The sequence below is a fragment of the Paraburkholderia heleia NBRC 101817 genome (assembly GCF_000739775.1).
GTDB classification, from domain to species: Bacteria; Pseudomonadota; Gammaproteobacteria; order Burkholderiales; family Burkholderiaceae; genus Paraburkholderia; species Paraburkholderia heleia.
In genome coordinates, this window is the sequence record NZ_BBJH01000003.1 from 316,372 (window position 1) to 337,555 (window position 21,184).

20 protein-coding genes are annotated in these 21,184 nt (G+C 65.3%); 10 read left to right on the forward strand and 10 right to left on the reverse strand.

Features of this window, described 5'->3' with window-relative positions; all coding sequences use genetic code 11:
- Positions 1 to 24: 24 nt before the first annotated feature.
- A complete protein-coding gene (locus tag BHE01S_RS03340; protein WP_042260768.1) occupies positions 25 to 738 on the reverse strand; it encodes a GntR family transcriptional regulator in 714 nt (237 codons plus the stop codon).
- Positions 739 to 883: 145 nt separating this feature from the next.
- On the reverse strand, positions 884 to 1,564 hold the full coding sequence (locus BHE01S_RS03345; protein WP_042260515.1) for a MarC family protein: 681 nt from the start codon (positions 1,562 to 1,564) through the stop codon (positions 884 to 886).
- A 328-nt stretch (positions 1,565 to 1,892) separates the two neighbouring features.
- Between BHE01S_RS03345 and BHE01S_RS03350 the strand changes: the two genes are divergently transcribed.
- Entirely contained in the window at positions 1,893 to 2,852 is a 960-nt protein-coding gene (locus tag BHE01S_RS03350) for a serine hydrolase (protein WP_322787269.1), read from the forward strand.
- Between the two features lie 19 nt (positions 2,853 to 2,871).
- On the opposite strand, the gene BHE01S_RS03355 is transcribed toward BHE01S_RS03350, so the two are convergent.
- From BHE01S_RS03355 to cyoA, 6 genes are all read right to left on the reverse strand, one after another.
- The gene (locus BHE01S_RS03355) at positions 2,872 to 3,489 is read right to left on the reverse strand and encodes a histidine phosphatase family protein (protein ID WP_042260517.1); all 618 of its coding nucleotides are present in this window, start codon (positions 3,487 to 3,489) and stop codon (positions 2,872 to 2,874) included.
- A 182-nt stretch (positions 3,490 to 3,671) separates the two neighbouring features.
- Entirely contained in the window at positions 3,672 to 3,881 is a 210-nt protein-coding gene (locus BHE01S_RS03360) for a CsbD family protein (RefSeq protein WP_042260520.1), read from the reverse strand.
- A gap of 105 nt (positions 3,882 to 3,986) precedes the next feature.
- Positions 3,987 to 4,361: a cytochrome o ubiquinol oxidase subunit IV gene (cyoD, locus tag BHE01S_RS03365; RefSeq protein ID WP_042260523.1), complete on the reverse strand. Its 375-nt coding sequence runs from the start codon at positions 4,359 to 4,361 to the stop codon at positions 3,987 to 3,989.
- Entirely contained in the window at positions 4,358 to 4,957 is a 600-nt protein-coding gene (cyoC, locus tag BHE01S_RS03370) for a cytochrome o ubiquinol oxidase subunit III (RefSeq protein ID WP_042260526.1), read from the reverse strand. The genes cyoD and cyoC overlap by 4 nt, the downstream gene beginning before the upstream one ends.
- A gap of 3 nt (positions 4,958 to 4,960) precedes the next feature.
- The gene (cyoB, locus tag BHE01S_RS03375; RefSeq protein ID WP_042260528.1) at positions 4,961 to 6,970 is read right to left on the reverse strand and encodes a cytochrome o ubiquinol oxidase subunit I; all 2,010 of its coding nucleotides are present in this window, start codon (positions 6,968 to 6,970) and stop codon (positions 4,961 to 4,963) included.
- Positions 6,971 to 6,975: 5 nt separating this feature from the next.
- Positions 6,976 to 7,989: a ubiquinol oxidase subunit II gene (gene cyoA, locus BHE01S_RS03380; protein WP_084068520.1), complete on the reverse strand. Its 1,014-nt coding sequence runs from the start codon at positions 7,987 to 7,989 to the stop codon at positions 6,976 to 6,978.
- A 172-nt stretch (positions 7,990 to 8,161) separates the two neighbouring features.
- Here cyoA and BHE01S_RS03385 point away from each other — a divergent pair, with 172 nt between their 5' ends.
- The 3 genes from BHE01S_RS03385 to BHE01S_RS03395 all read left to right on the forward strand — a co-directional run bounded on the left by BHE01S_RS03385 (position 8,162) and on the right by BHE01S_RS03395 (position 11,482).
- Entirely contained in the window at positions 8,162 to 9,556 is a 1,395-nt protein-coding gene (locus tag BHE01S_RS03385) for an aminotransferase-like domain-containing protein (protein ID WP_052405675.1), read from the forward strand.
- Positions 9,557 to 9,751: 195 nt separating this feature from the next.
- Entirely contained in the window at positions 9,752 to 10,648 is an 897-nt protein-coding gene (locus BHE01S_RS03390) for a fructose bisphosphate aldolase (RefSeq protein ID WP_042260774.1), read from the forward strand.
- 138 nt (positions 10,649 to 10,786) lie between these two features.
- On the forward strand, positions 10,787 to 11,482 hold the full coding sequence (locus BHE01S_RS03395; protein WP_042260530.1) for a transglycosylase SLT domain-containing protein: 696 nt from the start codon (positions 10,787 to 10,789) through the stop codon (positions 11,480 to 11,482).
- Between the two features lie 241 nt (positions 11,483 to 11,723).
- On the opposite strand, the gene BHE01S_RS03400 is transcribed toward BHE01S_RS03395, so the two are convergent.
- Positions 11,724 to 12,659 carry a ProQ/FINO family protein gene (locus BHE01S_RS03400; RefSeq protein WP_042260533.1) on the reverse strand — a complete coding sequence of 312 codons (936 nt, stop codon included), beginning with the start codon at positions 12,657 to 12,659 and terminating at the stop codon, positions 11,724 to 11,726.
- 211 nt (positions 12,660 to 12,870) lie between these two features.
- Here BHE01S_RS03400 and BHE01S_RS03405 point away from each other — a divergent pair, with 211 nt between their 5' ends.
- Positions 12,871 to 13,647 carry an SDR family oxidoreductase gene (locus BHE01S_RS03405; RefSeq protein WP_042260775.1) on the forward strand — a complete coding sequence of 259 codons (777 nt, stop codon included), beginning with the start codon at positions 12,871 to 12,873 and terminating at the stop codon, positions 13,645 to 13,647.
- A 92-nt stretch (positions 13,648 to 13,739) separates the two neighbouring features.
- On the opposite strand, the gene BHE01S_RS03410 is transcribed toward BHE01S_RS03405, so the two are convergent.
- Positions 13,740 to 14,828, reverse strand: coding sequence for an OpgC domain-containing protein (locus tag BHE01S_RS03410; protein ID WP_042260535.1), 1,089 nt, complete (start codon positions 14,826 to 14,828; stop codon positions 13,740 to 13,742).
- A gap of 566 nt (positions 14,829 to 15,394) precedes the next feature.
- On the opposite strand from BHE01S_RS03410, the gene BHE01S_RS03415 reads away from it, so the two are divergent.
- Genes BHE01S_RS03415 through BHE01S_RS03435 form a run of 5 tightly spaced genes read left to right on the forward strand, consistent with a single transcriptional unit; the run spans position 15,395 to position 21,175 of the window.
- The gene (locus BHE01S_RS03415; RefSeq protein ID WP_042260537.1) at positions 15,395 to 17,755 is read left to right on the forward strand and encodes a bifunctional salicylyl-CoA 5-hydroxylase/oxidoreductase; all 2,361 of its coding nucleotides are present in this window, start codon (positions 15,395 to 15,397) and stop codon (positions 17,753 to 17,755) included.
- A 2-nt stretch (positions 17,756 to 17,757) separates the two neighbouring features.
- Complete coding sequence (locus BHE01S_RS03420) at positions 17,758 to 18,537, forward strand: SDR family NAD(P)-dependent oxidoreductase (protein ID WP_042260539.1); 780 nt, start codon at positions 17,758 to 17,760, stop codon at positions 18,535 to 18,537.
- A complete protein-coding gene (locus BHE01S_RS03425) occupies positions 18,534 to 19,097 on the forward strand; it encodes a MarR family winged helix-turn-helix transcriptional regulator (protein ID WP_042260541.1) in 564 nt (187 codons plus the stop codon). The genes BHE01S_RS03420 and BHE01S_RS03425 overlap by 4 nt, the downstream gene beginning before the upstream one ends.
- A gap of 34 nt (positions 19,098 to 19,131) precedes the next feature.
- Entirely contained in the window at positions 19,132 to 19,986 is an 855-nt protein-coding gene (locus BHE01S_RS03430) for an enoyl-CoA hydratase family protein (protein ID WP_042260544.1), read from the forward strand.
- Between the two features lies 1 nt (position 19,987).
- Complete coding sequence (locus tag BHE01S_RS03435) at positions 19,988 to 21,175, forward strand: acyl-CoA dehydrogenase family protein (RefSeq protein WP_042260546.1); 1,188 nt, start codon at positions 19,988 to 19,990, stop codon at positions 21,173 to 21,175.
- Positions 21,176 to 21,184: the final 9 nt, after the last annotated feature.

The following is a 21,184-nucleotide window of genomic DNA, read 5'->3' on the forward strand; positions in this document are numbered from 1 at the left end:
TCCGGAAATGGGCCGCCGGCCCGCCTAACGTCGCTTGCGCACGAGATCGAACCTGAAAATGCTGGCGTTGTAATAGTCGTTGCTGTAGCAGACCGCGCGGCCGGTCTCGTCGAAATCGACTTCGTCGATCAGCAAAAACATGCCGATGCTCTCCTGCAACTCCGGCAAATCGCGCGCGGTGAGAACGGTCGGCTGAATCGAGCTATGGGTGTGGGATAGCCGGACGCCCGCGCGCTCCAGCGTGCCGAACAGCGACTCGCCCAGTTCCTGCCCTTCGAGCAATGCCTTGGGCACGATGTCGATGCAGTAAGCGGCGATCGCATCGTCGGCACGCCGCACGCGTTCGAACCGCACGCAGGGATCGCCCTCGGCGAGGCCGAGCTTTTGCGCGAGGCTGCCCGAGGCTGCGATCGTCCTCACCTGCAGTCGGCTGGTGGAAGGCACCGCCCCGACACTTCGTATCATGTCCGTAACAGACATCAGATCATCCAGACCGCCTTGCAGCTTGAGCGTGATTTGTCTGACGAAGGTCCCCTTGCCGTGCACGCGCGTGAGAAGACCGTGGGAAATCATCTGCGCGACCGCCTCCCGCAGGCTGGAGCGGCCTACCCCCAGCAGCTCGCAAAGCTCGGGTTCCGGGGGGATTTGATCGCCCGGCTTGAGCGAGCGCTCGCGGATCATTTCCAGCAGCGAATCCTGGATTCGCTCGCACATCGACTGATCGACGCTCAGGCGCATGTCTTCCGCAAGATTGCGTAGGTTGGCTACGTTGGGCTCCAATCTACATCAGACGTCTGATGTGATGGGCTCGTGGTTTTCCCTTTCATGCGGCGCAACATGGCAGGCGAAGGCGGCGCGCAATCGCGTGCGTCAACACTCTGCGCTATTTGCTGCTGACCGAAAACGGCACCGACTCCAGCAGATCTTCGACGCCGAGCCACAATATCTGCAGGCCGATGCACAGCAGCACGAAGGCGAGCAGGCGCATGAGCACTTCCGTGCCGACCGGTCCAAGCAGCCTGCCGAGATGCCCCGCGAAACGCACACACAGATAGATGCAGCCGCAAAGAACGATCAAGGCGAGCAATACGCCGATGACATTGACGAACTGCACGTGACCGCGCGGCCGGCCCGTGCCAAGCGCAATCGCGACAGCAATCGATCCGGGTCCAACGGTGACCGGCAGCGTGAGCGGATAAAACGCCATGGAGCGCAGCGTCGCCTGGCGCACGGGATCCGGCGGCGCCTGCGATTGTGCCGCCTCGCCGCCATCGGGCGATTTGTGAAGCAGGTTCCAGCCGGCGAACGCGATGACCAGCCCGCCCGCAACCCGCAATACGGGTATGGATATGCCAAAGAACGAGAGCACATAGGCGCCCATCAGCAGCGCCCCGAGCAGAATGAACAGGCTGTTGATGGCGATGATCCGCGCGAGAAATGCACGTTCGCTGGTTGTCGCATGCGGCAGCATGCTCAACACGATGAACCCGGCCGCCGGCGGATTGATTACCGGAAAGAGACCGGCGAAGACGAGCAGGAAGGTGTCGGAGAGTTGATTGAGCATCTCTGTTCCCCCGTGGCATCACGGAGTATACGGGTCCACTCGCCGCCCGTTCAATACGCCGATGGTCCCATTGAACGAGGATTATGGAACCGGAATGGAACTTCATCGGCCGATGCGGCATCGAACCATGCCGCCAGAACTCCGACGCGCGCCGCGCAGACCCAACGTACAAGCCCATCTGTCGATGCCCTTCGCCTCCCGACTTCAATTGCTGCCCAGCCTGCTCGCCCTGATCGTCGCGGGTCTCGCGGCTGGCGCAGCTCCAGCCTGCGCCCACACAGCCGCTCATCAAACAGCGGCGGAAAAAACCGTCCACGCCACACCCAGGATGAAAAAGAGAGTCGCGCACAAAACGAAGCCCGCGCATCGTTCGATGCCCGCGGACGCGCCCTCCTCCAGACTCTCCGGCACGAAGCGCCGTACCCAACGCGCGAAGCCCAGACACGGCCTGCCGCCCGCGCCGCATCACGCCACGCATGTGAGCGCCAAAAATGCGCACGCCCCTCGCCTGCTCGCCCGCTGCGGATTCACGCCGGCGTCGCGCAAGCAGCTCTTTTCGCATGCGGTCTACGTCGTCGACGAAAACACCCACACGCCGCTTTACGCGCGTAATGCCGATGCGGTGGTCCCCATCGCTTCGGTGTCGAAGCTCATGACGGCCATCGTCTGGCTCGACAGCGCGCATGCGCCTCTGCGGCAGCGGCTCCTGGTCACGACCGCCGACCTCGACACGCTCAAATTCACGCATTCGCGCCTCGGCGTGGGGGCGTCGCTCACGCGCGCGAACATGCTGCACGTTGCGCTGATGTCGTCGGAAAATCGTGCGGCTTCGGCGCTCAGCCGCGACTATCCCGGCGGGCGAACCGCGTTCATCGCCGCAATGAACGCGAAAGCGCAGCGTCTCGGCATGAAGCACACGCATTTCGTCAACGCGACGGGCCTCTCGGCGCAGAACGTTTCAACCGCGCGCGAACTGGCGAGCCTCGTGCGCGCAGCCAATGGCTACCCGCTCATTCGCCGCTATTCGACCGATCATCAGGAACGCGTGACCACTGGCCAGGGGCAGTTACAGTATGTGAACAGCAATCGGCTGGTGCGCTACGGACAGGTGCGCGCGAGCGTGCAGAAAACCGGCTTCATCAACGAGTCCGGCCACAATATGGTGATGCGTGTGATGGTGCACGGCCAGCGGCCCGTGATCGTCACCCTTCTTGGCAGCGCCACGCCCGAGGGGTCGCGCCTGGATGGTGTACGTATCGCACACTGGCTGTCGTGCTCCTTGCGCTGAGCGGGCGCGCCGGGCTTCTTCACATCAACGCCCTGCGCTCGCCGAGCGCGTTCCAGCGGCGGATGGCGCGGCTTTCGTGGTCGAAGCCGAGAATGCTCACCGAAGCCGTGTCGAGGTACAGATGCTCGCCTAGCGCCGCCGAACCGGAAACCCAGCAACCGCCCAGCGCGCGCAGGAAATGCGCGTGCGAAAAGAGCGCCACGCGGCCCCGCATGGTCAGCAGGCCCTCGACTACAGACGCGGCGCGCGCCTGAATGCGCGCGAGATCCTCGCCATGCGCGATGGGCGAATGCCACACGCTCCAGCGGGGATCGGTCTTGCGGATATCCGCTGTCTTGAGGCCTTCGTAGACGCCGTAATCCCACTCGTGCAGGTCGGCCGAAATCGTCATCTTGTCGCCGAGGCCCGCGAGCTGGCAGGTCTCGATGGCCCGCGCCATCGGGCTGCAAAGTACCGCGTCGAAGTGCTGTGCGGCGAGCGACGGCGCCAGCGACCGCGCCTGCTCGCGTCCGTGCCCGGTGAGCGCAATATCGGTGCGGCCGGTGTGTTGCCCTGAGAGGCTCCATTCCGTTTCACCATGACGGATCAACCAGACTTCGCGCAGTCCGGAGGAGACACTGGCAGGATTGGCAGACATCGGGACTCCACGTTCGTGCCCCGCGCGGGACACACGGGATGCCTGCAGCATACCTGTTTTGGGGGGCAAACGCGGCCTTCGCGGTGCCGGGCCCGCCGGCTTGAGCGGCATGCGCGCCATGCGCGCAGCATGACGCCGCCGCCCCTTTCGAGGCGGCGGCGCTATGGGTTAGCCATCGTTTGTCAGTGATGGCGCTTCACGTCCTTCGCCACGTCCTTCGCCATGTCCTTTGCGGCCTCCTTCATGTCGCCAACGTCCTTGCGTGTCTGGCCGGCTTCCTGCTGGACATCCCCCTTCAATTCGCGCGCCGGGTTGCCGGTTGCGCGGCCCACGGCCTCGTTGACCTTGCCCTTCATCTTTTCGGCCGTGCCCTTCACCTGGTCCTTGTTCATGGTCACACTCCACGTAAAAGCGACGGTGCGTCGCGACGCTTCGTCTAGCGCATGCACTGTGCCCGGGGTGTCCGGCGCGCGTATCAGGGGACGCAACGTAGCGCGTCAATCGTGCGCCATGGCGCGGTCGATCGAGATCTGCGTGGGCATCATGTTGACGTTGGCGTTGTGCATGACCCACAGCGAGAGCCCGACAATCACCGCAATCAGAAACGCCGTGCAGACGAAGATGCCCGTGTTGGCGCGCTGGCTGCGCGACGCGCCGATATGCAGGAAATACACGAGTTGCACAACGAGCTGCGCGATGCAGAGCACGACGATGGCCGCGAGCCCGAAGCCCGGCGAAACGACGCGAAACATCACCACGCCGAACGACGCGAGCGTCAGCACGAGCGAGAGCACGGTGCCGACCATATAACCCTTGAAGCTGCCGTGCGACGCGTCGTGCACGGCGTGATGAGTGGCATGGGACTGGCTCACAGGAAACCTCGCAGATAAACGAACGTAAACACACAGATCCACACGAGATCGAGAAAGTGCCAAAAGAGGCTCAGGCAGGCGAGGCGGCGACGGACCGTGCCGGTCAGCCCGAACTTGAGAGTCTGGTGCATCAGGATCGCGATCCACAACAAACCTGCGGTCACGTGCAGGCCGTGCGTGCCGACCAGCGTGAAATACGCCGAAAGGTAGGCGCTCGTGCCCGGCCCGGCGCCATCGGCGATGAGCTTGGCGAACTCGTTGACTTCCATCGCAACGAAGCCCGCGCCGAACAGGAACGTGATGGCAAGCCACACGATCACCTGGCCGCGGCGCTGCGCGTAGAGATTCAGCATGGCCATGCCGAAGGTGACGCTGCTCGCCAGCAGCAGCAGCGTTTCGCCCAGCACATACGGCAGTTCGAACAGTTCCCTTGCGCCCGGCCCGCCGGCCGTCGCATTCGCGAGCACGCCGAACGTGGCGAAAAGCGTCGCGAAGATGAGGCAGTCGCTCATCAGGTAGATCCAGAAGCCCAGCGTGGTCCTGGTGCTGTCGTCGTGATCGTGACCAGGGGCGAGTGTAGTAGCAGCGTGAGCCATGGTTTACGCCATCTCCTCAATGTGCTCGGATTGATCGAAACGCCGGATGCCGAGTTGCCTGAAGCGCGCGTTCTCGATACGTTCGACCTCGGCGGCCGGGACCCAGTAGTCCACGTCCTGGTTATAGCTGCGCACGATGAACGTGGCGATCATGCCGATGAGGCCCGCCGCCGCGAACAGCCACATGTGCCACACGATCGCAAAGCCGAACAGCAGGCTGAACGCGGCGATGATGAAGCCCGCACCCGTGTTGCGCGGCATATGGATGTCCTCGTACTTCGCCGGCTGCACGTAGGCGCGGCCCGCTTCCTTGTTGTCCCAGTGCTGCTCCATCGAGGTGATCTCCGGCAGCACGGCGAAGTTGTAGAACGGCGCGGGCGAAGCGGTCGACCACTCGAGGCTGCGGCCATCCCATGGATCGCCGGTCACGTCGCGGTTCGCCTCGCGTTCGCGCAGGCTCACCACGATCTGCACAATGAACGAGAGAATGCCGAGGCCCACGAACACCGCGCCCACGAGCGCCACCACGAGCCACGGATGCCACCCGGCCACGTCGTAGTGGTTCATGCGGCGCGTCATGCCTTCGAAGCCGAGGATGTAGAGCGGCGTGAACGCGAGCCAGTAGCCGATCAGCCAGCACCAGAACGACACCTTGCCCCAGAACTCGTTGAGCGTGAAACCAAATACCTTGGGGAACCAGAAGCTCACGCCCGCAAGACAGCCGAACACCACCCCGCCGATGATCACGTTATGGAAGTGCGCAACGAGAAAGAGCGAGTTGTGCAGCACGAAGTCCGCGCCCGGCACGGCCAGCAGCACGCCGGTCATGCCGCCCACGGCGAACGTCACCATGAAGCCGATCGTCCAGAGCGTGGCGCTGTGGTAGCGGATGCGCCCGCGATACATCGTGAAGAGCCAGTTGAAGAGCTTCACGCCGGTCGGGATCGAAATGACCGTGGTCATGATGCCGAAGAACGCGTTGACGTTCGCGCCCGAGCCCATCGTGAAGAAGTGGTGCAGCCACACGAAGAACGAAAGAATGCCGATCGACGACGTCGCGTAGACCATCGACTTGTAGCCGAACAGCGGCTTGCCCGAGAACGTGGCGATGATTTCCGAGTACGCACCGAACGCAGGCAGGATGAGGATGTACACCTCCGGGTGACCCCAGACCCAGATCAGGTTGATGTACATCATCGCGTTGCCGCCCAGCTCGTTCGTGAAGAAGTGCATGTCGAAGTAGCGGTCCATCGTGAGCAGCGCGAGCGTGGCGGTGAGCACGGGGAACACCGCCACGATCAGGATGTTGGTGATGAACGCCGTCCACACGAACACCGGCATCTTCATCATGTCCATGCCCGGCGCGCGCATGCGCAGGATCGTCACGATGAAGTTGATGCCCGAGAGCGTGGTGCCGAGGCCCGATAGCTGCAGCGACCATATGTAGTAATCCATACCAACGGTCGGGCTGTAGCCGAGCTCCGAGAGCGGCGGATACGCCACCCAGCCCGTGGCCGCGAAATCGCCCACGAACATGGACATCATCACGAGCACCGCGCCCACCACCGAAAGCCAGAAGGAGAGCGAGTTGACGAACGGATAGGCGACGTCGCGCGCGCCGATCTGCAGCGGCACGACCACGTTCATCAAGCCGAGAATGAGCGGCGTGGCCACGAAGAAGATCATGATGACGCCATGCGCCGTGAAGATCTGGTCGTAGTGATGCGGCGGCAGATAGCCCGCGGCGTCGCCATATGCGATGGCCTGCTGCGCGCGCATCATGATCGCGTCGGCGAAACCGCGCAGCAGCATGACGACCGCGAGAATGATGTACATGACGCCAATGCGCTTGTGATCGACCGAGGTGATCCACTCGCGCCACAGATAACCCCACTTGCCCGCGATCGTGATCGCGGCGAGCAAGGCGAGGCCGCCGAGCGCCACGACGGCGCCCGTGCCCATGATGATCGGCTCGTGCCAGGGAACGGCGTCGAGCGTGAGTTTTCCGAACATTGTGATTACTCCGCTGCCAGGATGGCACTACGGTTGAGCGTGAGCGCCGGGGCGCCTGTGCCGGGGACTGCGCCTGGGACCGTGCCGCAAATCGGATTGCCGTGCACGTCGCGCATGTATTTGCCGACCACGCCGTCGAACAGGCCCGGTGCGACGTTCGAATAGAGCGTCACCGGCGTCTTTTCGCCGGGCAACGCGAGCTGTTCGTAAGCCGCGCGGCTCAGCATCGCGGGCGACGCCTTCGCCTGCGCGATCCAGGCGTCGAAGTCGGCGCGGCTCGTGGCCAGCGTCTCGAAATGCATGTCGGAGAAGCCCGGGCCGCTGAACGCCGCCGAGCGGCCCGCATAGACACCGGGCTCGTTCGCGATGAGGTGCAGCTTCGTCTGCATGGCGGGCATCGCATATACCTGGCTGCCCAGTTGCGGGATGAAGAACGAGTTCATCAGCGACTCGGCGGTGAGGTTGAACTCAACGGGCGTATCCACGGGAATCGCGAGCTGGTTCACGGAGGCCACGCCATAGTCCGGGTAGATGAAGAGCCACTTCCAGTTGAGCGCAACCACGTCGACGCGCACGGGTTTCGTTTGCGACTCGATCGGGCGGTACGGGTCGAGCGAGTGCGTCGTGCGCCAGATCAGCACGGCGAGCGTGAGCACGATCACGCAGGGAATCGTCCACACCACCACTTCGATGGCCGTGGAATGCGACCAGCGCGGCGCGTAGGTCGCGTTCGTGTTGGAGGCGCGGTAGCGCCACGCGAACCACAGCGTGAGCGCGATCACCGGAATCACCACAAGCAGCATCAGCCCGAGCGCGATCAGGATCAGATTCTTTTCCTGCACGCCGATATCGCCCTTCGGGGCGAGCAGCGCCATGTTGCAGCCGCCGAGAAGCACGAGCGGTGTGACCGCCGCGGCGAGCGCGGCGCGGCGCAAAAAACGGGTAATCAGCGGGGGATGTGATGAAGAAGGCGGGCCGGCGGTAGCGGCCTGCCCCAAGCGAGGGTCTGGATTGCGCATGTCTGGTTCCAAGGTTGACATTCGCGCAAACCCATCCATACGTGCTCACTCTGCTGCCGCACGAGCGGCCCCGGAGGGCCACCGCAGAAGCCATACATAGCCTATATGTATGGATTTACGCGCTTCATGCACGCATGCTAGAGTAAGACATGACGCATACATCCGCGACACAATGACACACGACCAACCTGCCGAAAGTACCGGACAGATCAATGCATGGGCCACGGCGATGCAGTCCGGTAATGGTCCGCGCTACCTGCGGCTCGCCGATTTCATTGAAGGCGCGGTGGCGCAAGGCACGCTGCGCCCCGGTGAGCGCGTGCCCGCGCAGCGCAGTCTCGCCACCCTGCTTTCGGTCGATCTGACCACTGTCACGCGCGGCTTCAACGAAGCCCGGCGGCGCGGGCTGATCGAGGCGCGCGGGCCACTGGGCACCTTCATCGCCGCGCCGCGCGCCGAGTTGCTGCAGCGCGTGGACCTGAGCATGAACATCCCGCCCGCGCCCGCCGGCCTCGACATGAATGCGCTGCTGCGCGAAGGCATGGCGCGTGTGCTGGTGCGCAGCGATGCCGATCTGCTCATGACGTACCACATGGGCGGCGGCGGCAGCGCCGACTGGCAGGCGGGCGCGAAGTGGCTGCAGCCCATGCTCGGCCACGTCGCGCCCGATCGCGTGGTGGTCTGCTCCGGCGCGCAGGCGGCACTTGCCGCGCTGATCCTCGCCTTCACGCAGCCGGGCGAGGTCATCCTCGCCGAGCCGCTGCTCTATCCGGGCCTGCCGCACGCGGCGGCGCAACTGGGCCGCCGCATCGTCCCCGTTGCCGTCGACGCCCACGGCATGCGCCCCGACGCGCTCGAAGCGGCTTGCCGCGAGCACGCGGCGCGGCTCATCTACCTGAACCCCACGTTGCAGAATCCGACAACGGCGACCATGCCGGAAGCACGCCGGCTGGAAATCCTGAGGGTGGCGCAGCGCTGCGGCGCGCGGATCGTCGAAGACGATCCCTACTGGCGCTTCGCGCCCGATGCGCCGGCGCCGCTCGCCCGGCTCGCGCCCGCTCAGGTCTGCTACCTCGCGACGCTTTCCAAGACGCTCTCGCCCGGCCTGCGCACGGCTTATCTCGCGCTGCCCGATGAAGAGGCTCACACGCGCCTCGTGACCGCGCTGCGCACGTTCTCGCTCATGGCCGCGCCGCTCACGAACGCGCTCGCCACGCACTGGATCGAGGAAGGCGTCGCCGAGCAGATTTTCGCGGATGTAAAGGCCGAAGCGCGCGAGCGCCAGCGCATCGCGGCGCAGACGCTGGGATCGTCGGCCGGCGCGGGCATTCATCTCTGGTACGCGCTGCCGCGCTACTGGCAGGCGCGCGAGCTGGCCGCGGCCGCGAGCACCGAAGGGCTCGCCGTGGCGCCCTCCACGGCGTTCCAGCAAGGCCCGGAAACCGCGAACGCGATCCGCATTTCGCTGGGCGCGACGGGCGGGCGCGAATCATTGCAGACCGCGCTGCGCAAGCTCTCGGCGCTGCTCGCGAACGACCGCAGCACGCACGCGCAAGTCATCGTGTGACGGCACCTGCCGCGCCGCTCCTGGCATCGCAATTGCTACGGTTTATCGTTTCCGTCCTTCAGCGCGGCTGCGCGGCCATGCCCACATAATGGCGAAGACGCAGCGCAGCGGCGCAAGTACACTCGTCGCAGCAGGCGGCGACCGGATTCGAGTAACCGCGCCCATATGGGCGCCCCAAATACGGGAGATACGACGATGGCAAACGAGCAAATGCTTGCGCAGATGCGCGACAAAGCGGGCTTCATCGCCGCGCTGGACCAGAGCGGCGGTTCGACGCCTGGCGCGCTGCGGCAGTACGGCGTCCCCGAAAGCGCGTACAGCGGCGACGCCGAAATGTTCCGCCTCATCCACGAAATGCGTGTGCGCATCGTCAGCGCCCCCGCGTTCACGGGCGAGAAAGTGATCGGCGCGATCCTCTTCGAGGCGACCATGGATGGCCAGGCGCAAGGCAAGCCGGTGCCCGACTTCCTCTGGAACGAGCGCCGCGTCGTGCCGTTCCTCAAGGTCGACAAGGGGCTGGAAGCCGAATCCGACGGCGTGCGCCTCATGAAGCCGATTCCGGGCCTCGACGCCCTGCTCGAACGCGCCGTGAAGGCCGGCATTTTCGGCACCAAGATGCGCTCGGTGATCGAGCATGCCTCGCCTTCCGGCATCGCTTCGATCGCCGCGCAGCAGTTCGCATTCGGCGCGCAGATTGCCGCGCACGGACTCGTGCCGATTCTCGAGCCCGAAGTCTCGATCAAGGCTCCCGACAAGGCCAAGGCCGAGAAGCTGTTGCGCGACGAACTGCTCAAGGGGCTCGACGCGCTGCCGGCCTCGCAAAACGTGATGATCAAGCTCACGATTCCCGATACGCCCGACTTCTATCTGCCGCTCATCGAACATCCGCGCGTGGTGCGCGTGGTGGCGCTCTCCGGCGGCTATTCGCGCACGGACGCGTGTGCGCGTCTCGCCAAAAACCATGGGATGATCGCCAGCTTTTCGCGCGCCCTCATCAACGACCTCACAAAGTCGATGAGCGACGCCGAGTTCGACGCCGCGCTCGCCGCAAGCATCGACGAAATCTGGAAGGCCTCGGTGCAGAAGGACTGAACCCCGGCCTGAAGACGCGCCGGGCGCGGCGCCCGGCCCCGGCACCGGTCAGGGATGTGAAAACGGCATGACACGCAGCCGGCCTCATGAATCGGGGCCGGTTATACTTGCGCCTTCTTTTTCTCCTATGCACCGGCTATGAGGCAGTTACTCTGCCTGCTCGTCCTGTTGCCTGGCCTCGTGCAAACCGCGGCCGCGCAGGCGCAGCAGCAGGCGAGCGCAAGCGACATCGTCAGCGCATCGGTTGCGAGCGCGGTTGCCCCTGCAAGTTCCAGCGCAACGTCCGGCGCGGTTTCGAAATACCTCACGCGAAAGTTCGGTATCGCGAAAGAGAAAGCCGCGCAAATCTCGCAAGCCGTTACAGGCGCCGCCGAGAAATATTCGCTGCCGCCTGCGGTACTGCTCGCCATCATCTCCATCGAGTCGCGCTTTCGCGAGAGGGCGCACGGCGCGAACGGCGCGACCGGACTCATGCAGGTCGTGCCGTCGGCGCATCGCAATCTCCTGCACAACAAGGATCTTACCGATCCCGAGGTCAACATCGACGTGGGCTCGTCGATCCTCTATGGCTACCAGCGCGCCGCCGGCGGCGACCTCAACGCCGCGATGAAGAACTATGGCGGCTCGAAGGCCTATGCGGAAAAGATCCGTACGCGCGCCGTGGAATTCAGCCGGGTGCTCGATACCGCTAGCGCGCCTGCCGCGAGCGATGCGCCGGCGAGCGCCGGACTGGCGGCTTCGGCGGCCTCCACCTTTGCCGCTGCCCCCTCCGCGATGTCGGCGGCTGCCGCGCAGGCTGCCGCGCAAGGCGCCGCTTCGGCCGACGCGCGTTAGGGCCTGCTCACGCTAATAACAGGCCCTGGCACCGCTTTCTGCTTCGCTCAGACAGCCTTGCGCGGGATCGGCGGCCATGCGATGCGCATCGAAAGCGCCCGGGATCACGATACGAAGGCCAACGCGCGCGCCGAAGGTTGCACGCGCATCGATCGGCAGCGGCTCGCCAGACGTGCGAACGCCCCTCTCGCGGCGGTGCTGCCAGAGGGGCGTTCGGAGGTGAAACTTCCGGCGCGCGGACTCAGGCGCCGCTTGCGTGCGTCTCGCCGCTTTCCGGTTGCGGTACCGCGGCTTCCGGCGCGCTGGACGGGGCTTGCGGCTCTGCGCTCCGGGCTTCGGGCTGGGGCGCGGGTTCGGTCTTCGCCTCGACCCTGGGTTCGGCCTTGGCCGTGCCCTCTTCGCGCGCCTTGGCTTGCGCCTCGGCCTTGGCCTTCTGGCGGGCAAGCGCCGCATTCGCACGGCCGATGTGCGACGGATCGATGCCCGGGCCTTCCGAGGCCGTGCCGTCGAGTTCGTAGCGCGAGCCGCCTGCGGCCACACGTTCGTGATAGCGCGGATGGTTCACATGGCGCTTGAGCACGGCGACGATCATCGTGCGCTCGTACTCGGGGTGACGCGCGACGAGATCCTCGGCCACGCCGATCTTGAGCGGCAAACGGTCGCGGAAAGCCGGATAGTGCTTCGCGAACACGTTCCAGACCGTGTTGAGCTGCCGATTGCGCTCGATGCGCGCCTTTTCCGCTTCGCTCAAAGGCGCGGCCGGCGGCTGCTGGGGACGCGCCGGACGGCGGCGCTGCTGCGCCGAACGCTCGGCCGCCTCCGGCCCGCGTGCCGGCTTCGGCTGCTGCGGCCGGCGTGGCTGCTGGGCGCGCGGCCCCTGCTCTCCCTGTTTCTGCTCCTGCGATCTCGCGCCCTGAGGCCGGCCGTGGCGCGAGCGCGCACGCTCGTCCTTGCCTCCGGCCGCGCCAGCCGCCGCCGAACCCTCTCCCGGCGCACGCGGGCCCTTCGGGGCGTGCGAGCCGCCATGGCCCTTCGCGCCCTTGTGAGCGGGCTTGCCTTGCGATTTTTGCGCCTGTTCTTCGGCGGGCTGGCTTACGCTGCCCCCCATGCTCTTCTTGATCTCAAGAAGACCTTCCTTGAAGCTCAGGGTACGGCGTTGTTGCGATGCGGCTTTCACGTCCAGATCTCTTCCATATGGAACCGGACGCTATGATACCGAAAACCCGGCCGACCCAACCGGGCAATCGCTTGCCGCGGCCGGTTTCGAGTTCATCGTCGCGCGTCGCGCCACGACACGCATCCATGCGGCGCGCGGCAAAATCCCTCGAAGTTCCTGCGCCAACATCTTGCGCACGCAAGGACGGCATCCTTTTTTCATCGACGACACCATGACGATTTCGACATCCGCCCCCCGTTCCGCCATTCGCGCCATCGTGACCGGTCATACGCGCGGGCTGGGAGAGGCGCTCGCGCAATCGCTGCTGCAACGGGACATCGAGGTGCTCGGCCTCGGTCGCGGCGCGCATGCGGAACTGGCTTCCCGCCATCCGGAGCGGTTCTCCCAGGCGGTCGTGGACCTCGCCGATCCCAGCGCACTCGAGCGCTGGCTGGCGGGCGACACGCTCGATGCGTTCGCGCTCGGCGCACAGTGCGTGCTGCTCTTCAACAATGCGGGCACCGTCGACCCCATTGCGCCGCCCGGTGCGCAGGACCCGCTCGCCATTGCGCGCGCCGTAACGCTCAACGTGGCAGCGCCGCTGATGCTCGCGAATGCGCTTGCCGCCACGCCTGCGCCCGGCGCCAGCGCATCGCGCCGCATCGTGCATATTTCGAGCGGCGCTGGGCGCAACGCGTATGCGGGCTGGAGCGTGTATTGCGCGACCAAGGCCGCGCTCGACCACCACGCGCGCGCCATCGCGCTCGACGCGCCAGCCGGCGTGCGCATTTGCAGCATCGCGCCGGGCGTAATCGACACCGGCATGCAGGCGACGATCCGCTCGACGAGCGTTGAGCAGTTCCCCATGCGCGAGCGCTTCGAACAGCTCAAGCAGAACGGTTTGCTGTCCACGCCCGAATCGGCCGCTCAGCAGTTGATCGAGTATGCGTTGAGCGAGGCATTCGGATCGGTGCCCGTCACGGACGTGCGCGAACTCGGCAAGGCGTGAGCCCCTTGTGCATTGGACGCACCTTGAAGGCACCTTGAAGATACCTACATGGCCTTCACAAACCCTCACCCTTGAATCGTCGCCGTCGCGCTTCACGTGAGCGCGACGCGCGGCCGTACCGCTTTCAGGCGCCGCGTGCCGCCCGCGAGCACGAGCAATGCGCCGACCGCGAGCACATCGCCCGCGAGCCGTGCGGGCAAGGAAGCCGTCACATGCGTTGCACGCAACAGCGTGTCGATGACGTTCGAAGCCACCGCGCCCCCCACGAAACAGACGAGGCCCTGCTGCCCCACGGTGACAACGGCCGGCAGGCGGTGCGCAAGCCATGCTATCCAGCCCTTGCGCACCGCCTGCGCGGCGAGCCAGGCCACGGCGGCGAAGTTCACGATGCGCACGCTCGCGAGATTCTGCTTCATGTAGCCGGGCTGAGGGTCCAGATTCGCGAACAACTGGATGAACGCGAACGTGGCAACGAGCAACAGTGCAAACGCCGTCAAGGCGCAGCCCGCCCACGAGACCTGGAACGCGCGCGACACCGGATAGATGCGGCACAGCAGGCCCAGCATGAACATGGCCTGCCAGGCAAACGGGTTGAACGGCCAACTGGCGCCGGGCGCGGCAGGCAGACTACCCGCGAGCCAGCACCCGCCGAACCACAGCACGAAGCTGCCCACGAGCACGAGATCGGGCGAGCGGCGCGCAAGCGGCATCACGAATGGCAGGACCATCACGAGCACGATGTACATGGGCAGCACGCCAGCCAGATAGGGCTGGTCGCGAAAGTCCGCGATATTGGCGAGCATCGTGAACGGCTGCGCGGCGAAGCGCAGATAACCCGACTCTGCGACGAGCGGCGAGTCCACTCGCAGCATCACCGCGACGGCGCCCGAAAGCAGCATGAGCGCAGCGGTGCACAGGTAGGCAGCGTAGATCTCGCGTCCGCGACGCCAGAAGCGCCGGTTGGCCGCGCCCTCGCCCTTTCGCCCGGCAATGGCGAGCCAACTCGCCGCGCATACATAGCCGCTCACGAACACAAAGACTTCCGCTGAGTCGCAGAACGCGAAGTTGTGCAGCATCGCATGCGAAAGCACGCTGGAAGGAATGTGATCGAGCGCGATGGAAATCAATGCGAAACCCCGGAAAAAGTCGATTTCGATCGATCGCTTCGCTGTCTGACTCATTGGTGACGACTCCCGTTCGTGTCGAAGATTACGATTGAAGGGGTGCAAGATTCCGACTCGATGAAGCTGTCAGCTTGATGGGTCATTTTGTAAGGATGCCTGATCGATTCGTTGCCGCACGCGCTACGCATGAAAGGGTTTCGTAAAAGGCTGCGCCGGAGCGCCGTCTCGCCATGCGACTTTAATGCCAGCTCGACGCGACATGAGGCTGCGTAACCCATGGTACGCATTTCGCGCGCTTGGCGCAGTCGCGCACGCACGCCCGGACGGTGCGCGCCATGCACAGCGAGCCGGCGTTTTCCCTTTTCTGGTGCCACATCCTGTGCTTTCACGTCTGCGTCATCGCGACATTTCGGCCGTCGCGCTTCGTGGAAAGGCGTGCGAAAGCCTGCATGTTCCCTTTACTCGCGTCATGGCGAGTTGACGCCGGGCCGCGCCAAGGGTTCCGGAAAAGTTCAGATGTTTCGCACCCGCGCCCAGGATCATCCCGCCCTCTACCGCATATTACTTGACACCTAAAGTAATTAGACCTACATTGACCTTGCAGACTGAACGAAGGAGCGAGCATGCGCATTGTTTGCATGGGTGGCGGGCCCGCGGGCCTCTATTTCGGCCTTTTGATGAAACGCCGTCACCCTGACTACGAAATCACCGTGATCGAACGCAACCGCCCGTACGACACGTTCGGCTGGGGCGTGGTGTTCTCGGACCAGACGCTCGGCAACCTGCGCGCGGCCGACCCCGAAAGCGCCGACGAAATTCTCGACGCCTTCAATCATTGGGACGACATCGAGATTCACTTTCGCGGCAGCGCAATCCGCTCGTCGGGCCATGGCTTCTGCGGCATTGGCCGCAAGCGTCTGCTCAACATCCTGCAGGCGCGCTGCGAAGCGCTCGGCGTGAAGCTCGTGTTCGAATCGCAGGTCACCGACGACGACGTCACCCACGCCGACCTCATCATCGCGAGCGACGGCCTGAACAGCGCCACGCGCCAGAAGTACGCCGCCACGTATCAGCCCGATATCGATTTGCGCAATTGCCGCTTCGTGTGGCTCGGCACGTCGAAACTCTTCGACGCGTTCACGTTCGCGTTCGAAGAAACCGAATGGGGCTGGTTCCAGGCGCACGCCTACCGTTTCGACGACAACACGTCGACGTTCATCGTCGAAACGCCCGATCACGTGTGGCGCGCAGCCGGCCTCGACACCATGAGCAAGGAAGACAGCATCGCCTTCTGCGAGAAGCTGTTCGCGCGCTATCTCGACGGTCACGCGCTGCGCTCGAATGCGTCGCATCTGCGCGGCTCGTCGCAATGGATCCGCTTTCCACGCGTGGTCAATCGCGAATGGGTGCACTGGAAAACCGCGGCGGACGGCAAGGAAACACCCGTCGTGCTGATGGGCGACGCGGCGCACACCGCGCACTTCTCGATCGGTTCCGGCACGAAGCTCGCGCTCGAAGACGCGATTGAACTCTCCAATAGCATGGAAGATCATCCCGCCGATCTGCGCGCGGCGCTCACGCACTACACGAACGTTCGCAGCGTGGATGTCCTGCGCATTCAGAACGCCGCGCGCAATTCCACTGAATGGTTCGAGCACGTGGACCGCTACGCGAAGTTCGAGCCGCAGCAGTTCGCCTATTCGCTGCTCACGCGCTCGCAGCGTATCTCGCATGAAAATCTGCGCGCGCGCGACGCGCGTTATCTGTCCGGCTTCGAAACGTGGCTCGCGCAGCGCGCGGGTGGCGAGGCGAACGCCGTGCCGCCCATGTTCACACCTTATACAGTGCGTGGCGTCACGTTGAAAAATCGCGTGGTCGTCTCGCCGATGGCGCAGTACTCCGCCCATGATGGCGTAGCCGGCGACTATCACCTCATGCATCTGGGCGCGCGCGCCATGGGCGGCGCCGCGCTCGTGATGACCGAGATGACCTGCGTCTCGCCCGAGGCCCGCATCACGCCCGCCTGCCCCGGCATGTATGCGCCCGGGCATGTGCAGGCGTGGAAGCGCATCGTCGACTTCGTGCACGCAAACTCGGACGCGAAAATCGGCATGCAGCTCGGTCACTCCGGTGCCAAGGGCTCGACGCGCGTGGCATGGGACGGCATTGACCAGCCGCTCGACGACGGCAACTGGCCGCTCGTCTCCGCTTCGCCACAGCAATATCTGCGCGGCGTGAGCCAGTGGTCGCACGAAGCGAGCACCGAAGAACTGCGCGAAATCGAGACGCAATTCGTGCAAGCCACGCAAATGGCAAACGAAGCGGGCTTCGACTGGCTCGAATTGCACTGCGCGCACGGGTACCTGCTTTCCAGTTTCCTCTCGCCGCTCACGAACCGGCGCACTGACGAGTACGGCGGCTCGCTCGAGAATCGTCTGCGTTATCCACTGGAGGTTTTCAAGGCGATGCGCGCAGTCTGGCCGGACAGCAAGCCGATTTCGGTGCGCGTCTCGGCACACGACTGGGTGGAAGGCGGCAACACGCCAGACGACGCCATCGAAATCGCGCGCGCGTTCAAGGCGGCAGGAGCGGACATGATCGACGTTTCGTCGGGCCAGGTGAGCAAGGAAGAACAGCCCGTCTTCGGCCGCATGTTCCAGACGCCCTTCGCCGACCGCATCCGCAACGAAGCGGGCATCGCGACAATCGCCGTCGGGGCGATTTCCGAAGCGGACCACGTGAACGGCATCATCGCGGCCGGGCGCGCCGACCTGTGCGCCGTCGCGCGGCCGCACCTGGCCAATCCCTCGTGGACGCTTACCGAAGCCGCGCGCATCGGCTACCTCGACATCAAGTGGCCGAAGCAGTACATGGCGGCCAAAACGCAACTCGAACGCAACATCGAGCGCGAACGCGCCGCAGCAGCGGCCGCGGCCGGCCTTTCGCCGATCGAGCGTGCGCAACGCGCCGAAGGAACCGTGTGAGCATGAACCAGGCAATCCTCAACGATCGTCATGCGGTGGTGACCGGCGGCGGCAGCGGCATCGGTGCGGCGACGGCCGCCGCGCTCCTGCATGCCGGCGCGCGCGTTACGCTGATGGGCCGCGACGCCGCGCGGCTCGAAGCCCGGCGTGCCGCGCTCGGCGGCGGGGAGCAAGTGGCTTGCGTCTGCGTCGATATCACCGGCGAAGACGCCGTGAACGCCGCGTTCGCGCGTGCGGCACAAACGCTCGGCGCCGTCGATATCCTCGTGAACAACGCAGGCCAGGCTCAGGCCGCGGCGTTCACGCAAACCGACCTCGCGCTGTGGCAGCGCATGCTCGACGTGAATCTCACCGGCGCATTTCTGTGCACGCGCGCGGTGCTGCCGGACATGCTCGCGCGCAAGGCCGGGCGCATCGTCAATGTCGCGAGCACGGCGGGCCAGGTCGGCTACCCGTATGTCGCCGCCTATTGCGCCTCGAAACACGGCGTGATCGGCATGACGCGCGCGCTCGCACTCGAAGTGGCCACGCAAGGCGTGACCGTGAACGCCGTGTGCCCCGGATACACGGAAACGGAACTGCTGCAGGCGTCGCTCGAACAGATCACGCGCAAGACCTCGCGCAGCGAAGCCGAGGCGCGCAGCATCCTCGTGCGTCACAACCCGCAGCAGCGCTTCGTCACGCCGGAAGAAGTCGCCAATGCCGTGCTGTGGCTGTGCGCGCCTGGATCGTCCGCGATCACGGGCCAGTCCCTATCCGTTTCCGGTGGAGAAATCACATGACATCGCCCGCATCGACGCGCAAGAACGCCACCGCGAAGGCCGCAGCGAGAGCGCCGCGCAAGGGCGTCGAAAAACCGGCGGAGAATGTCGTCGACATGGAAATGAGCACGGGTGCCGACAGCCACATGGGCCTGCGCCTGTGGCTGCGCCTGCTCACCACGACGAACCTCGTGCAAGCCGAGCTGCGCCGCCGCCTGCGCGTCGAGTTCGAAACGACGCTGCCGCGCTTCGACCTGATGGCGCAGCTCGAGCGCCACCCTGAAGGTCTGCGCATGACGGAACTCTCGCGCCGCCTGATGGTGACGGGCGGCAACGTCACGGGCATTACCGATCAGCTCGAAAAGGAAGGCCTCGTCGTGCGCGACGTCGCCCCCGACGACCGGCGCGCCTTCGTGGTGCGCCTCACACCCGAGGGCCGCGCCCTCTTCGACCGCATGGCGGCCGCGCACGAGCAATGGGTCGTGGAACTGTTCGGCGGCCTTTCGCTCGACGAGAAGTCGAAGATGCATGAGCGGCTCGGCAAGCTCAAACAACATCTGCGCAACGGGCTCGAAAGCTGAACACACTGAATTGCAGAGATCCGGGAGACATATCTTGACGACACGTTCCAGCGCCGAAGCGCTCTTCGCGGGCAACCGCGCAACGCTCGCCGGTTATGAGGCGCAACACTTCGGCTGGTCGGTTCAAGGCCGCGTGGCAACCATTACGCTCAACCGCCCCGAACGCATGAATCCGCTCACATTCGAATCGTATGCAGAACTACGCGACCTGTTTCGTCAGCTCGCCTGTGCGACGGACGTGAAGGCCGTCGTGCTGCATGGCGCAGGCGAAAACTTCTGCTCGGGCGGCGACGTGCACGACATCATCGCGCCGCTCATCGATATGCCGATGCCCGAACTGCTGATGTTCACGCGCATGACCGGCGACCTCGTGAAAGCCATGCGCCACTGCCCGCAGCCGATCATTACCGCCGTGGACGGCATCTGCGCCGGCGCGGGTGCAATTCTCGCCATGGCGTCCGACATGCGCTACGCCACGGCGCGCAGCAAGCTCGCGTTCCTGTTCACGCGCGTGGGGCTCGCGGGCTGCGACATGGGCGCGTGCGCGATCCTGCCGCGCATCATCGGTCAGGGCCGCGCGGCCGAGCTGCTTTACACGGGCCGCTCCGCGAGCGGCGAAGAAGGCCACGCCTGGGGCTTCTACAACCGCATCTGCGAGCCCGACGTGCTGCTCGCCGATGCGCAGAAGCTCGCCGCCGATCTCGCCTGCGGCCCGACCTTTGCGCACGGCATCACCAAGACGATGCTGCATCAGGAATGGAGCATGAGCATCGACGAGGCCATCGAGTCCGAAGCCCAGGCGCAGGCGATCTGCATGGCTACGCGCGATTTCGGCCGCGCCTATGAGGCGTTCGCGGCCAGAACGCGTCCTGTTTTCGAAGGGGACTGAATTGAATGCTGCCGTTGAAACCCACCACCACGACGCACTCGCGTGGCCGTTCTTCGAAGATCGCCATCGCGCGCTTGGCACCGCAATCGAAGCGTGGGCGCGTGAGCATCTCGCGCACGTGCCGCACGGCGATGTCGATGCGACCTGCCGCGCGCTCGTGCGCAAGCTGGGCGTTGCCGGCTGGCTGCGCTACGGCGTGGGCGGCACCGCCTACGGCGGCCATGGCGACACGATCGACACGCGCGCAGTCTGCCTGCTGCGCGAAACGCTCGCGAAGCACTCGGGCCTCGCCGACTTCGCGCTCGCCATGCAGGGCCTCGGCTCCGGCGCCATCTCGCTGGCCGGCAACGAAGCGCAAAAGTCGCGCTATCTGCCGCGCGTCGCGCGGGGCGAAGCGATCGCCGCGTTTGCGCTCACCGAACCGCAAGCAGGCTCCGACGTCGCCGCGATGGCGCTCGCCGCGCGCGCCGAGGGCGACGACTATGTGCTCGACGGCGAAAAGACGTGGATCTCGAACGGCGGCATCGCCGACTTCTACGTGGTGTTCGCCCGCACCGGCGAGGCGCCGGGCTCGCGCGGCATCAGCGCGTTCGTGGTCGATGCCGACACCCGCGGCCTTGAAATCGCCGAACGCATCGACGTGATCGCGCCGCATCCGCTCGCGCGCCTGCGCTTCACCGGCGCGCGCGTGAAGCGCAGCCAGATGCTCGGCGCGCCGGGCGAAGGCTTCAAGATCGCCATGCGCACGCTCGATATCTTCCGCACCTCGGTCGCCGCGGCTTCGCTCGGCTTCGCGCGCCGCGCGATGACCGAAGCGCTCGCGCGCGCCGCTTCGCGCAAGATGTTCGGCCAGACGCTCGGCGATTTTCAGCTAACCCAGGCAAAGCTCGCGCAAATGGCGCTCACCATCGACAGCAGCGCCCTGCTCGTCTATCGCGCGGCGTGGCTGCGCGACCAGGGCGAAAGCGTGACGCGCGAAGCCGCCATGGCGAAGTGGCATGCAAGCGAAGGCGCGCAGCAGGTGATCGATGCGGCCGTGCAGCTTTGGGGCGGCATGGGCGTGCAAAGCGGCAACATCGTCGAGTCGCTCTACCGCGAGATCCGCTCGCTGCGCATTTACGAAGGCGCGACCGAGGTGCAGCAGCTCATCGTCGGGCGCGACTTGCTCAAGGCGCACAACGCCGCGTAAGCGCGCCCT

Excerpts from the sequence above, each read along its gene's own strand:
- BHE01S_RS03340 (WP_042260768.1), bottom strand. The coding sequence starts at position 738 with ATGCGCCTGAGCGTCGATCAGTCGATGTGCGAGCGAATCCAGGATTCG.
- BHE01S_RS03345 (WP_042260515.1), bottom strand. The coding sequence starts at position 1,564 with ATGCTCAATCAACTCTCCGACACCTTCCTGCTCGTCTTCGCCGGTCTC.
- BHE01S_RS03350 (WP_322787269.1), top strand. The coding sequence starts at position 1,893 with ATGAAAAAGAGAGTCGCGCACAAAACGAAGCCCGCGCATCGTTCGATG.
- BHE01S_RS03355 (WP_042260517.1), bottom strand. The coding sequence starts at position 3,489 with ATGTCTGCCAATCCTGCCAGTGTCTCCTCCGGACTGCGCGAAGTCTGG.
- BHE01S_RS03360 (WP_042260520.1), bottom strand. The coding sequence starts at position 3,881 with ATGAACAAGGACCAGGTGAAGGGCACGGCCGAAAAGATGAAGGGCAAG.
- cyoC (WP_042260526.1), bottom strand. The coding sequence starts at position 4,957 with ATGGCTCACGCTGCTACTACACTCGCCCCTGGTCACGATCACGACGAC.
- cyoB (WP_042260528.1), bottom strand. The coding sequence starts at position 6,970 with ATGTTCGGAAAACTCACGCTCGACGCCGTTCCCTGGCACGAGCCGATC.
- cyoA (WP_084068520.1), bottom strand. The coding sequence starts at position 7,989 with ATGCGCAATCCAGACCCTCGCTTGGGGCAGGCCGCTACCGCCGGCCCG.
- BHE01S_RS03385 (WP_052405675.1), top strand. The coding sequence starts at position 8,162 with ATGACACACGACCAACCTGCCGAAAGTACCGGACAGATCAATGCATGG.
- BHE01S_RS03390 (WP_042260774.1), top strand. The coding sequence starts at position 9,752 with ATGGCAAACGAGCAAATGCTTGCGCAGATGCGCGACAAAGCGGGCTTC.
- BHE01S_RS03395 (WP_042260530.1), top strand. The coding sequence starts at position 10,787 with ATGAGGCAGTTACTCTGCCTGCTCGTCCTGTTGCCTGGCCTCGTGCAA.
- BHE01S_RS03405 (WP_042260775.1), top strand. The coding sequence starts at position 12,871 with ATGACGATTTCGACATCCGCCCCCCGTTCCGCCATTCGCGCCATCGTG.
- BHE01S_RS03410 (WP_042260535.1), bottom strand. The coding sequence starts at position 14,828 with ATGAGTCAGACAGCGAAGCGATCGATCGAAATCGACTTTTTCCGGGGT.
- BHE01S_RS03415 (WP_042260537.1), top strand. The coding sequence starts at position 15,395 with ATGCGCATTGTTTGCATGGGTGGCGGGCCCGCGGGCCTCTATTTCGGC.
- BHE01S_RS03420 (WP_042260539.1), top strand. The coding sequence starts at position 17,758 with ATGAACCAGGCAATCCTCAACGATCGTCATGCGGTGGTGACCGGCGGC.
- BHE01S_RS03425 (WP_042260541.1), top strand. The coding sequence starts at position 18,534 with ATGACATCGCCCGCATCGACGCGCAAGAACGCCACCGCGAAGGCCGCA.